11 protein-coding genes are annotated in these 12,755 nt (G+C 70.1%); 5 read left to right on the top strand and 6 right to left on the bottom strand.

Annotated features, from left to right (window positions below; translation table 11 throughout):
* Window positions 1-124 precede the first annotated feature (124 nt).
* On the top strand, window positions 125-1,483 hold the full coding sequence (locus ID574_RS20280; protein WP_188190500.1) for a Gfo/Idh/MocA family protein: 1,359 nt from the start codon (window positions 125-127) through the stop codon (window positions 1,481-1,483).
* 261 nt (window positions 1,484-1,744) lie between these two features.
* Window positions 1,745-2,821, top strand: a complete 1,077-nt coding sequence (locus ID574_RS20285; protein ID WP_188190501.1) for an alpha/beta hydrolase family protein — start codon at window positions 1,745-1,747, stop codon at window positions 2,819-2,821.
* A gap of 40 nt (window positions 2,822-2,861) precedes the next feature.
* Here ID574_RS20285 and ID574_RS20290 read toward each other — a convergent pair whose 3' ends face one another.
* The 6 genes from ID574_RS20290 to ID574_RS20315 are packed head-to-tail and all read right to left on the bottom strand — an operon-like array spanning window position 2,862 to window position 8,875.
* Entirely contained in the window at window positions 2,862-4,631 is a 1,770-nt protein-coding gene (locus tag ID574_RS20290) for an ABC transporter substrate-binding protein (protein ID WP_188190502.1), read from the bottom strand.
* 18 nt (window positions 4,632-4,649) lie between these two features.
* Window positions 4,650-4,913: a DUF2160 domain-containing protein gene (locus ID574_RS20295; RefSeq protein WP_262496029.1), complete on the bottom strand. Its 264-nt coding sequence runs from the start codon at window positions 4,911-4,913 to the stop codon at window positions 4,650-4,652.
* Window positions 4,914-4,928: 15 nt separating this feature from the next.
* Complete coding sequence (locus tag ID574_RS20300) at window positions 4,929-5,750, bottom strand: carbohydrate ABC transporter permease (RefSeq protein WP_188190504.1); 822 nt, start codon at window positions 5,748-5,750, stop codon at window positions 4,929-4,931.
* Between the two features lie 5 nt (window positions 5,751-5,755).
* Entirely contained in the window at window positions 5,756-6,700 is a 945-nt protein-coding gene (locus tag ID574_RS20305; protein ID WP_223166899.1) for a carbohydrate ABC transporter permease, read from the bottom strand.
* Entirely contained in the window at window positions 6,697-7,791 is a 1,095-nt protein-coding gene (locus tag ID574_RS20310; protein WP_188190505.1) for an ABC transporter ATP-binding protein, read from the bottom strand. The genes ID574_RS20305 and ID574_RS20310 overlap by 4 nt, the downstream gene beginning before the upstream one ends.
* Window positions 7,784-8,875 carry an ABC transporter ATP-binding protein gene (locus ID574_RS20315; protein WP_188190506.1) on the bottom strand — a complete coding sequence of 364 codons (1,092 nt, stop codon included), beginning with the start codon at window positions 8,873-8,875 and terminating at the stop codon, window positions 7,784-7,786. Before ID574_RS20315 ends, ID574_RS20310 begins: the two co-directional genes overlap by 8 nt.
* Before the next feature lie 387 nt (window positions 8,876-9,262).
* Here ID574_RS20315 and ID574_RS20320 point away from each other — a divergent pair, with 387 nt between their 5' ends.
* The 3 genes from ID574_RS20320 (at window position 9,263) to ID574_RS20335 (ending at window position 12,735) form a co-directional block, all read left to right on the top strand.
* Complete coding sequence (locus ID574_RS20320; protein WP_188190507.1) at window positions 9,263-10,402, top strand: FAD-dependent oxidoreductase; 1,140 nt, start codon at window positions 9,263-9,265, stop codon at window positions 10,400-10,402.
* A gap of 394 nt (window positions 10,403-10,796) precedes the next feature.
* Complete coding sequence (locus ID574_RS20330; protein WP_188190509.1) at window positions 10,797-11,069, top strand: VOC family protein; 273 nt, start codon at window positions 10,797-10,799, stop codon at window positions 11,067-11,069.
* Between the two features lie 91 nt (window positions 11,070-11,160).
* Complete coding sequence (locus ID574_RS20335) at window positions 11,161-12,735, top strand: DUF4434 domain-containing protein (protein ID WP_188190510.1); 1,575 nt, start codon at window positions 11,161-11,163, stop codon at window positions 12,733-12,735.
* Window positions 12,736-12,755 lie beyond the last annotated feature (20 nt).

The raw sequence follows: 12,755 nt of genomic DNA on the forward strand, positions 1-12,755 counted from the left end.
CGGCGTTCACGCGACGCCGGGCGCCCTCCCCGGTCAGGCCGCACACGCCTGATCGGCCGGTGTCCGGACGGACGTGTCACGCGGGCTGCGGACCGCGCCGATCAGAGACGCCAGAAGGAGAGTCATGAAGTACGCGATCGTCGGGCTCGGGCACCGCGCGCAGATGTACGTCGACGCGCTGCTCGGGGAGTGGCGCGACGCCGGCACCATCGTCGCCCTGTGCGACACCAACCGCACCCGCATGGACTACTACGTCGAGCGGATCGGCCAGGAGGTGCCGTGCTTCGCGCCCGCGGAGTTCGACAAGGTGCTCGAGCTCGCCGACGCGGTCATCGTCACGACCGTCGACGCCACGCACGCCCGTTACGTGTGCGCGGCCCTCGACGCCGGTCGCGACGTCATCGTGGAGAAGCCGCTCACGGTCGACGCCGAGAGCTGCGCGGCCATCGCCGAGTCGGCCGAGCGCAGCACCGGCAAGCTGATCGTGACCTTCAACTACCGGTACTCGCCGCGTAATTCGGCCGTGCGCCGGCTGCTGATGGAGGGCGCCATCGGCGAAGTGACCTCCGTGCACTTCGAGTGGACGCTCGACACCATCCACGGCGCCGACTACTTCCGCCGCTGGCACCGCGACCGGGCCAACTCCGGCGGGCTGCTCGTCCACAAGTCCACCCACCACTTCGACCTGGTCAACTGGTGGCTCGGATCCGCTCCCGAGCTCGTCTTCGCCCAGACCGACCTGCGCTTCTACGGCGCCGAGAACGCCAGGAAGCGCGGCCTGGAGGAGCGCCCCGAGCGAGGGCAGGGCGCTCCCGGGCTCGGTACGGACCCCTTCATCCTGGACATCTCCGCCGACCCCCGGCTCAAGCGGCTCTACCTGGACGCCGAGCACGAGGACGGCTACATCCGGGACCAGGACGTCTTCGGCGAGGGCGTGAACATCGACGACAACATGTCCGTGCTCGTCCGTTACGCCAACCGCGCGATCCTGACCTACTCCCTGCACGCCCACGCTCCCTGGGAGGGCTACCGGGTGGCCTTCAACGGCACGGCCGGGCGGCTGGAGCTGGACGTGGTCGAGCGGGAGTGGACGCCGCCGCACGCCGCCATCGACCCGAGCGCGGCCTCCAAGGAGCACGCGGCCGGGTCGTCGGAGCGGCGAACGGTCAGGCCCGAGAGCGGTAGCTCGCGTGACCAGCGAGGGCCGAGTGAGCGCGACCATCAGACACAGGAGCGGCTCACGCTGCGCAGGCACTGGAGCAAGCCGGAAGAGGTGCCCATCGAGACAGGGGCCGGCGGGCACGGCGGCGGTGACCGCCTGCTGCTCAACGACGTCTTCCGGGGCCCGGACGACGACCCGCTGGCGCGCCAGGCCGGCTACCGCGACGGCATCCGCAGCGTCCTGACGGGCGTCGCGGCCAACCTGTCGGCGGCGAGCGGCGCCCCCGTGCACCTGACGGACGACGGGACCCGTGTCGCCTGACCCGCCCGGAGCGGCCACCCCCGACCCGCCGACTGCCCCGTCCGCGCTCGTTCGCACCGGCCCGTCCCCGTCTCCTGCCCTAGGTGAGGGCAGGGGTCTCTCCGGGGTTCGTATGGGCGCGCGTCCAGTGGGTGGGGCGGCGAGGCCGCGCCCGGTGGGTCAGGCAGGGTGGCCTCCGGCGGGACGGACAGGGTCGCCTCCGGCGGGGCGGCCGGTGGATCGGGAAGGGGCTGGCCCGGTGGGGCGGACGTGGGTGGGTCCGTGGACCTGAACGGGCGCGTGTTCGGCGAGCTGGCCGGGATCGCCGCGCAACAGCTCGGGATCTACCCCGCGGCCGGGCCCGAGCTGCGGGCCGCGGCGCGGGAGGCACTCGGAGTGCTCGATCTGCGCGCCGATGACGTGCGGGTCGAGCGGACCTGGACCGACGGGGACCTGGTAGGCGAGGAGCTGTCCTGGTCCGTCGGCTTCGGGTCGCGGACCCGGGCCTTCCTGCTACGCCCCCGGGAAGCGTCCGGTCCGCTGCCCGGGGTGGTGGCGCTCCACTGCCACGCCGGGATGAAATGGGTCGGCAAGGAGAAGATCGCCGACGGCCCCGAAGGCCCTTCGCCGGAGGTCCGGCGGCTGCGTGAGGACATCTACGGCGGCCGCGCCTTCGCCAACGAGCTGGCCCGCCGCGGCTTCGCCGTCCTCGCGCACGACGTGCTCGCGTGGGGCAGCCGCCGCTTCCCGCTGGACGTCGAGCCCAGCGGCGGGAACACGAGCGAGGAGTCCGGCGGGAGCGTGAGCGAGGCCGACCGCTACGACCGCGCCGCGGCGCAGCACGAGCACGTCGTGGCCAAGCACTGCGCGGTGCTCGGCACGTCCTTCGCCGGCGTGGTGGCCGGCGAGGACCTCGCCGCCGCGGCCTATCTGCGCTCCCGGCCCGACGTCGGGCCGGTCGGATGCGCCGGGCTGTCCGGCGGCGGACTGCGGGCCGCGCTGCTCGGCGCCTTCGACGAGGGCATCCGGGCGGTCGTCGTCGCCGCGATGGTCTCCTCCTACCGCGACATGCTCGGCGGGCACGTCGCCAAGCACACCTGGATGCTCTACCCGCCCGGCCTGCCGCGCCTCGGCGACTGGCCCGACCTGGTGGCGGCCCGCGCGCCCCAGCCCCTCATGGTCCAGTACGCCATGCGCGACGAGCTCTTCCCCGAGCCGGGCATGCGCCGCGCCCACGCCATCATCAGCGAGCGGTACGGGGACGGCGCGTACGAGGCGGTGTTCGCCGACGTGCCGCACAGCTTCGACGTGCCCATGCAGGAGCGGGCCTTCGACTGGCTCGCCGGTCACCTCCGATGACGTGCCGCCGCCCGGCCTGCCACGGGCGGCGGCACTCGCTCTAGTCCCCAGCCTTCCAGGTGGCGATGAGCTTGTCGTAGTCGACCGTGGCGGGCTTGCCGCGCTCGTCGGCCAGTTTCGCCACCGGCGCGCCGGGCTGGTCGTACCAGTACTGGGCGGTCTGCTCCGGGTTCAGCTTCGGCGCGCAGTCGCCGCCGTACTTGAGCCGCTCCAGCCGGGACAGGATGTCGTCCTGCTGCTTGGCCAGATTGTCCATCGACTGCTGCGGCGTGGTCTCGCCGGTTACGGCGGTGGCCACGTTCTGCCACCAGAGCTGGGCGAGCTTGGGGTAGTCCGGCACGTTCGTCCCGGTCGGCGTCCACTGCACGCGGGCCGGAGAGGCGTAGAACTCGATCAGGCCGCCGTACTTCTTGGAGTTCTCGGCGAAGTACCGGCTCTTGATGTCGGAGTTTCTGATGAAGGTCAGGCCGACGATCGACTTCTTCAGCGACACCGTCTTCGACGTGACGAACTGCGCGTACAGCCAGGCCGCGGCCCGGCGGTCCTTCGGCGTGCTGTTCAGCAGCGTCCACGAGCCCGCGTCCTGGTAGCCGAGCTTGTGGCCGTCCTTCCAGTACGCGCCGTGCGGGCTCGGCGCCATCCGCCACTTCGGCGTGCCGTCGCTGTTGACGACCGGCAGCCCCTCCTTGGTCATGTCGGCCGTGAACGCGGTGTACCAGAAGATCTGCTGGGCGATGTTGCCCTGCGCGGGCACCGGCCCGGACTCGCTGAAGTTCATGCCGGCGGCTTCCTTGGGCGCGTACTTCTTCAGCCACTCCACGTACTTGGTGAGCGCGTAGACGGACGCGGGCCCGTTGGTGTCGCCGCCGCGGGTGACCGAGGAGCCGACCGGGCGGCAGTTCTCGACCCTGATGCCCCAGTCGTCCACCGGCAGGCCGTTGGGGATGCCGGGGTCGCCGTTGCCGGCCATGGACAGCCAGGCGTCGGTGAAGCGCCAGCCCAGCGACGGGTCCTTCTTGCCGTAGTCCATGTGGCCGTAGACCTTCTTGCCGTCGACGGTTCCGTTGCCGTTGACCTTGTTGGTGAAGAAGTCGGCGATGTCCTCGTAGGCCGCCCAGTTGACCGGGACGCCGAGCTCGTAGCCGTAGGCGTCCCTGAACTGCTTCTTGATGTCCGGGTCGGTGAACCAGTCGTAGCGGAACCAGTAGAGGTTCGCGAACTGCTGGTCGGGCAGCTGGTAGACCTTCTTGTCCGGGCCCGTGGTGAAGCTGATGCCGATGAAGTCGTTCAGGTCCAGCGTCGGCGAGGTGACGGCCTTGCCCTCACCGGCCATGTAGTCCGACAGCGGCACCACGTACTTTCCGCGTGAGTGCGTGCCGATGAGGTCGGAGTCGTTGACGTAGGCGTCGTAGATGTTCTGGTTGCCCTGGATCTGGGTCTGGAGCTTCTCGATGACGTCACCCTCCTGGATCAGGTCGTGCTTGATCTTGATCCCGGTGATCTCGGTGAACGCCTTCGCCAGCTTCTGGGACTCGTACTCGTGCGTGGTGATCGTCTCGGACACCACGTTGATCTGCATGCCGCGGTACGGCGCCGCGGCCTTGATGAACCAGTCCATCTCCGCGAGTTGCTGATCCTTGGACAGGGTGCTCGGCGTGAACTCCTCCGACACCCAGCGTTGCGCCGCCGCCTTCCCGTCGGCCTCCCTGAAGTCGCTCGACGGCCGCTGCGCGCCCTGGGCGCAGCCGGCGGCCACGAGAACGAGCGCGGCCAGACCAACGGCCGCGGACCTGCCTGCCCGATGCCTCATCGCATGGCTCCTCTTCTGTCAGCCCCATATCCCGATCACGACCACCACCAGCACCGCACAGCCCAGCGCGAGCCACATGGACAGGTCGGTGACGGCCATCCAGCCGGCCAGCACGACCGCGGCGCTGATCAGGCCGATGTACAGCCGGTCGCCCCGGTCGGTCTCGATGCGCAGGAAACCTCGCCTGGCCACGGGAGGGGAGATGCGGGCCCAGACCGCCATGACGACGAGGAGCACGGCGAGCCCGATGAACACCAGCGCCGTGGGGAGGGTCCAGACCATCCATTCGAGCATTCGCTAAACCCTCCCGAGTGCGAATCCCTTGGCGATGTAATTCCGTACGAACCAGATGACGATGGCGCCCGGGACGATCGTGAGCACCCCGGCCGTCGCCAGCAGGGCCCAGTCCACGCCGGCCGCGCTCACCGTCCTCGTCATCGTCGCCGCGATCGGTTTCGCGTTGACCGACGTGATCGTCCGCGCTATCAGCAGTTCGACCCAGCTGAACATGAAGCAGAAGAACAACGTCACGCCGATCGCGGAGCGGATCATCGGCAGGAAGATGCGGATGAAGAAACGGGGCAGTGAATAGCCGTCGATCGCCGCGGTCTCGTCGATTTCCCGGGGGATTCCCGACATGAATCCCTCGAGAATCCAGACCGCGAGCGGGACGTTGAAAAGCATGTGCGCGATGGCGACGCCGAGGTGCGTGTCGAACAACCCCACGCTCTGATAGATCTGGAAGAACGGCAGCAGGAAGACCGCGGGCGGCGCCATGCGGTTGGTCAAGAGCCAGAAGAACAGGTGCTTGTCGCCGGCGAAACGGAAGCGCGAGAACGCGTACGCCGCGGGCAGCGCCACGATCAGTGACATCACCGCGTTCAGCGACGTGTAGATGATCGAGTTGAGGTAGCTCGAATACCACGACACGTCGGTGAAGAACGTGACGTAGTTGTCGAAGGTCACGCGCTGCGGGATGAGCGAGAAGCTGCTCAGGATGTCCTCGTTCGGCCGGATCGACATGCCGAACATCCACAGCACCGGCAGCATGAGCGTGGCCACGTACAACCAGAAGACCGTGCGCGCCCAGGGGAGCCGCCGTCCTGTGGTCCTCGCCATCGCGCTCACCTCCCCGACCTGGTCAGCACGGTGAAGAAGACGTAGCAGAGGACCTGCACGATCAAGAAGTAGATCAGCGAGAACGCGCCGGCCGGCCCCACGTCGAACTGCCCGACGGCGATCTTCGACAGCAGGATGCTCAGGAACGAGGTCGCGTTGCCGGGCCCGCCCCCGGTCACCACGAACGGCTCGGTGTAGATCATGAAGCTGTCCATGAACCTGAGCAGGATCGCGATCGTCAGCACCCCGCGCAGCCTGGGCAGCTGGATGTGCCGGAACGTGGCCCACCCGGAGGCGCCGTCGATCTGCGCGGCCTGGAAGTACGGCTCCGGAATCGACCGCAGCCCGGCGTAGGCCAGCAGCGCCACCAGCGGCGTCCAGTGCCACACGTCCATGACGAGGATCGTGATCCAGGCGTCGGTGGAGTCGAGCGTGTAGTTGAAGCCGATGCCGAGCACGTTGTTGACCGTCCAGCCGCCGAGCCCGATGTCGGCGCGGGCGAAGATCTGCCAGATCGTGCCCACGACGTTCCACGGGATGAGCAGCGGCAGCGCGACCAGCACCAGCGCCACCGACACCCAGAACCCGCGCCGCGGCATCGCCACCGCGATCGCCACCCCGAGCGGGATCTCCACCAGCAGCACCTGCGCGGAGAACAGCAGCGTCCTGACGAACGCCTCGCGGTTCTCGGGCCGCCGCACGGCCTCGTAGAACCAGTCGAGGCCGACGAACACCCGCTCGGTGGGGCTGAAGACGTCCTGCACCGAGAAGTTGACCACGGTCATCAGCGGGATGATCGCCGTGAACGCCACCGACACGACCACCGGCAGGACCAGCCACCAGGCCCGGTTGTCCTTGCGCTTGAGGTCGGCGCGCGTCTCGTGGGGTTCGGCGGGCTCGGCGGGCGCGGCCGTCACGACCTCGCCGCTCACCTGGGTGCCGGCGGTCAACCTGGGCTCCTTCCGTTCAGCGGCGCGAGGGAGCCGCACCTGACCTCGTCGCGGAACAGGAACGTCCGCTCCGCAGGGAAATGCAGGAACTCGACCGCGCCCGGCCGGTAGGAAGCGCCCGCCGCCGTCCTGGCGATCATCGGGTGGTCGCCGACCATGGTGTGGACCAGGTCGTAGGCGCCCATGCGGTCGATCCCGGTCACCCGCGCGGCCACGCCGGGGGAGCGCCGCGCGCCGGTGATCTCGACGAACTCCGGCCGCACCCCGATCCTGACCGGCCCCGGCGGCAGGCCGTCCGCGACCGAGCCGACGTCCGCCTGCCCGACGCGGACGACGTCGCCGACGATCTCGGCGGGCAGCACGTTCATGCCGGGCGAGCCGATGAAGTGCCCGACGAACTCGTGGGCCGGCGACAGGAACAGCTCGGCCGGCTCGCCCGCCTGCACGATCGCCCCGTCGTTGAGCACCACCACCTCGTCGGCGAAGGTCAGCGCCTCGGTCTGGTCGTGGGTGACGTAGATCAGCGTGTGGCCGGTGTCGCGATGGATCTCCTTGAGCTTGCTGCGGAGCGTCCACTTCAGCGCCGGGTCCACCACCGTGAGCGGCTCGTCCAGCAGCACCGCCGCCACCTGCGCGCGCACCAGGCCGCGGCCCAGGCTGACGATCTGCTGCCGGCCCGGGTCCAGCCGGCGCGACCGGCGGCGCAGGACGTGGTCGAGGCCCAGCAACTGGGAGACCTGGCGGACGCGCTGGTCGATCTCGTTCTTGGGATATTTCCGGTTTCGGAGGGGGAAGGCGAGGTTGTCGTAGACGGACATCTCCTCGTACAGGACCGGGAACTGAAAGACCTGCGCGATGTTGCGGCCCGCCGTGGGCACGCCGGTGACGTCGCGGTCGTCGAAGAAGATCCGGCCCACCGTGGGCGTGATCAGTCCGGAGATGATGTTCAGCAGCGTCGTCTTGCCGCAGCCGCTCGGGCCCAGCAGCGCGTACGCCCGCGAGGTGCGCCACGTCCACGTCATCGGCTTGAGCGCCCACGTCTCGCCGCCGTCGTAGCTGTGTCCCACGCCTTCCAGGCGGATGTCAGCCATGCAGGTCGACCTCCGCCGCGCTGGTGGACAGCAGCCGCCCGCCGGCCTCGTCGAAGACGAAGATGTGCGCGGGGTCCACGTACGCGACCGTGGACTCCCCGGGCGTGAAGGGCCGGGTGCCGGGCAGGTGGGCGACCAGGTGGCGGCCGCCCTTCAGCAGCAGGTGCAGGAACGTCGCGCTGCCCGTGACCTCGGCGAGCCTGATCTCGGCGGGCAGCTCCAGCGCGCCGGGCCCGTCGCGGTCGATCCTGACCTGGTGGGGGCGGATGCCGAGCATGACGTCGTGCCCGGTGGCCTGCGCGCGGGGCGCGGGGAACGACGTGCCGAGGCACTCGATGCGGCCGTCGCGGACGACGCCGGGCAGCAGGTTGAGCGGGGGATCGCTGAGCGTCGCGGCCACCGCCAGCGTGGGCGGGTGGTCGTACATCTCGGCGACGTCGCCGGTGTGCTGCACCCGGCCCTCGCCCAGCACCACGGTCGGCGCGGCGAACGTCAGCGCCTCGTTGGGGTCGGCCGTGGAGTAGAGGACCACGCCGGGCGCGTCGGCGAACATGGCCTTGAGATCGGCCCTGAGCTGCTCGCGGAGCTTGAAGTCCAGGTTGGCGAGGGGCTCGTCCAGGAGCAGCACGTCCACGGGCCGGGCCAGGGCGCGGGCGATGGCGGTGCGCTGCTGCTGGCCGCCCGACAGCTCGGCGGGCCGGCGGTCGAGCAGGCCGGCGATGCCCATGAGCTCGGCCACCTCGCGGACGCGCCGGTCGATCCCGTCCCCGCGGAACCGGGGGTCCAGGCGGAGCGGGGAGGCGATGTTCTCGTAGACCGTCAGCGACGGATAATTAATGAATTGCTGATAGACGAAGGCCACCGATCTTTTCCTTACGGAAATGCCGGTGACGTCTTTTCCGTTCACCGTCACCCGGCCGGAGTCCGGTGGCAGCAGACCGGCGGCGACCCGCATCAACGTCGTCTTCCCCGCGGTCATCGGGCCGACGACGGTGGTCAATCCATTCGATAGTTCCAGGGTGATGTCGTCGAGCCAGGTCTCCCCGCGTTGCCGTACGGAGACGCCATCGAGAATCAGCGTCACGTTCCCCGGTCCTCTCTACTTCCCTCCATCTAACATGATCTGAAACCGCGTGCAAGGGGGGCTGACAAGGCCGGGAATCGAGATCGAGATGCGGGTGAACGGATTTTGCTATCGCCTCCATGATGTCTTCGCTGGTCATGGCGGTTAATGGTGGCGATAGCAAAACATGGCGGCATAGGGCCATTCCCAGAATTTCTGTCGAGACCGGCCCGGCTTCGCGGCGTCTCATCCGCTCCCAGCGGTCCGGGAAATGGCGGGCGATCGTGGAGTCGCGCCCCGCTTCCTCCAGGTCAACAGCTGTAGGCCAACGAGTGTTGACATCTCGGTGTGGCAAGGCTAGCGTCAACGATTGTTGGCCAACTGATGTTGACCGCCGAGGAGAAGACAATGATCACCACTGACGTGCTCGTCGTCGGAGCCGGTCCCGTGGGGCTCACGGCCGCCGTCGTCCTGGCGCGGCTCGGCCACGACGTCGTCATCGTGGACGGGCAGGCCGAGGGCGCGAACACCTCCAGGGCCGCCGTCGTGCATTCCCGCACGCTGGAGCTGCTGGAACCGTACGGCGTCACGCCGGCGCTGGTCGGACGCGGGGTGCACGCGCCGAGGTTCACGATCAGGGATCGGGACCGGGTGCTGGTGGAGGTGCCCTTCGAGGGGCTGCCCACGTCGTACCCGTACACGCTGATGGTCTCGCAGGCCGACACCGAGGCGTACCTGCTGGCCCGGCTGAACGAGCTGGGCGTCGAGGTGGTGCGGCCCGCGCTGGTGACCGCCGTCGCCCAGGACGGCTCCGGCGTCACCGCCACCCTGGACGACGGGCGCTCGTTCCGCGCGTCCTACCTGGTGGGGGCCGACGGCATGCACAGCCTCGTCCGTGAGCGGTCCGGGATCGGCTTCGGCGGCGGCACCTACGCCGAGTCCTTCAGCCTCGCCGACGTACGTCTGAGCGGCGGGGTCCCGCCGGAGGAGGTCGTCCTGTACTTCTCGCCCGACGGGCTCGTGGTCGTGGCGCCGCTGCCCGGCGGGACGTACCGGATCGTGGCGACCGTGGACGAGGCGCCGAAGGACCCCGACGTGGCGTTCGTGCAGCGGCTGCTCGACACCCGAGGGCCGAAGGCCGTGCCGGCCGTGGTGGAGGAGGTCGTGTGGGGCTCCCGCTTCCGCGTGCACCACCGCATCGCCGACACGTACAGGAACGGGCGGATCCTGCTCACGGGCGACGCCGCGCACGTGCACTCGCCCGCCGGCGGGCAGGGCATGAACCTCGGCATCGAGGACGCGGTGCTGGCGGGCGAGACCCTCTCGAAGGTGCTCAAGGGCGGCTCACCCGACCTCCTGGACGCCTACGCCGCCGCCCGCCGCCCGGTCGCCGAGAAGGTCGTCGGGCTGGCGAGCCGCCTCACGGCCCTGGCCACCATGAGCGCGGCCCTCCGCCCGGTGCGCAACCTCGTGCTCGGCCTCGCCAGGCGGCTCCCGGCGGTGCGGCGCCGGCTGGCCTGGCAACTGTCCGGACTGGACCGCCGTTGAGTCCCGTCGCGGCCCTGCTGCTCATCGCTCCCGCGATCACCCCTCAACGAGAGAGAAGACCTTGATGGCGAGGGTTTCGCGCCCGGCTGCCGACAGCGAGGCCCGGTAGCGGCGGCGGTCGGCCGGATCCCGATCCCGCTCGGTCAGCCCTTGTCCATGAGGCCGTCCATCAGCCGCGCCATGTCGCTCGGGTCCACCCCGAGCCGGGCGCCGACCTCTCGCTGGGCGGCGGAACCGACGTCGCCGAGCGCGGCCAGCACCGCGAACTCCCACAGGCTGAGCCCCGTCTCGTCCGCCAGCCGGTCGGCCAGGGCGCGCCGGTCGGCGACCCCGACCTTGTGCAGGACGAAGGTCGTCGTCTCCAGCAGGGCGGGCCCATTACCCCCGCCTGCTCGTGCGCGACTTCCCTGCCGCTCTCGCCTTCTATCAGGCGGTCCTGTCCGAGGTGTGCCACGTGGAGCCGGTGAAGATCCTGCCCGAGGCCGCCTACGCCAACTGGGACATCGGCGGCGAGGCCGGGCTGGTCCTGTACGGCCGCGACCGGATCGCACAGGTCGTCGGCACCGCGGGCCTGCCTTCCGCGGCCACCGCCGTCCAGGACGCGACGATGCTGGTGATGAAGGTGGGCGACGTGGAGGGCAATCTGATCGAGCTCCAGTCCTACTGACGGGCGTCCGGCGCCCTGCGTCTTGAGGTCGCGCCGGAGCCTCGGAGCGCCTCGGGTGCGTAGGCTGGGGGCGGACGTGGAAGGGGCGTGGGTGCACCGGATCTTGTGGGTCGTCGTGGCGATCGCCTTCGTGGTGGGTCTCATCGTGCCGGACGACTCCCAGGAGCAACCGGAGGAGTGCGCGCCGCGGGACACGCGGGTGATGGCGCCGTACGCGGTCACCGGCTACTGGGTCATCCCGCGGGCCGACGCGTGCGTGACGCGGCGGATGGTCGAGGCGGTCCACGCGGTCGGCGGGGACACGCTCGTCACGTTCGGGCCGCGGTTCAGCGTGGGGCAGGACCCCGGCTGTCTCATGGACGGGCGGCCGTGCGCCGAGGTGCCGGGCAAGGAGATCCGGCATGTCTACACGTACGCGACCAGCGAGGAGTTCGGCGCCGGCCTGTTGCGCTGCCCCGGCCTCGATCGGCGGGTGGAGAGCGACGGGCGGATCTTCTACCGGGTGTCGCTGGCCGCGTCGTGCGACGACCGCGTCCACGATCTGGTGATCGTGTCCACGGACGGCGACGGGCTGGGCCACCTGATGACGGAGGCGGCGGCGTACGGGATGGCGGTGTTCCCCGGCTTGCCTGCCGCGCCGCAGCTGGCCGGCAAGCCGTGGGAGCCGGACCTCGCCCACACCGCCGCGCTGAACGCCTTCACCGCCCGGGTCCTCGCCGACTACCGGACGCGGTTCGGCAGGTCGTTCGCGGGCGTCTACCAGTCGTTCGAGCTGGCCATGCGGGACCGGGGGGACGAGGATCCGATCGTCGAGCTGTACACGGCACAGCACGCGGTCGTCGCCTCCGCGTTGCCCGGCAAGAAGATCCTGGTCAGCCCCTATATCGACGCGCGCCGAGGGCGCGGGTTCCCGCCCTCCCAGGCCCCGGAGGGGCTCGTCGACATCGCCGCCACGCGGGCGGGCCTGCCGATGGCCGTCGCCGTGCAGGACGGGCGGGGGACGGGGAAGGTCCCGGTGTACGGGGTCGACGAGCGGGACGCCAAGGTCGAGGCGCGGCTGGCGCCGGTAGTGGGTGACGTGACCTACGGGCAGGCGTATTACGGGTCCACGCGCGACTACATCGAGGCGGCGGCTGGGCGGGTGCCGTCCGGGGTGGAGCTGTGGGTGAACGTGGAGGGGTTCGAGCCCACGCCGGTGCCGGGGGAGTGCGGACGGGTGGAGCCGCTGCCGCTGCGCGGGCGTACGTCGAAGAGCCGGCTGGACCGGCAGGTGATGGCGACGGGGACCCACGCCGCCAAGATCATCTCGTACGGATGGGAGCCGTTCTTCACCTGCCAGGACCGCTACGACACGCCTTCGCTGGCCGACGACATCGTGAACGGATGGCAGCAGCCGATCATCGTCGGCGCGACGCGCAAGGACATGAACGGGCGGGCGGGGATCCTCGTCGAGGGCTACAACCTGCGGGGGGTCGCGTTGCGCTTCGGCCCGCAGGGGACGGTCGTCCGGCAGGAGTGGTACGGGCGGGGGCGGTTGGAGTGGGCCTGGGTCCCGTACGTGCCGCCTCCCGGCCCGTATACGTCGATCACCGCCACGAACGAGGCCGGACAGAGCAGCACGAGCCCCTACGTGATGTCCCAGGCGGGTGCCTCCGGCGGCAGGTGAGACCCGAGAACGCCTCACAA

The sequence above is a fragment of the Nonomuraea sp. SYSU D8015 genome (assembly GCF_008065375.1).
Classification (GTDB): Bacteria; Actinomycetota; Actinomycetes; order Streptosporangiales; family Streptosporangiaceae; genus Nonomuraea.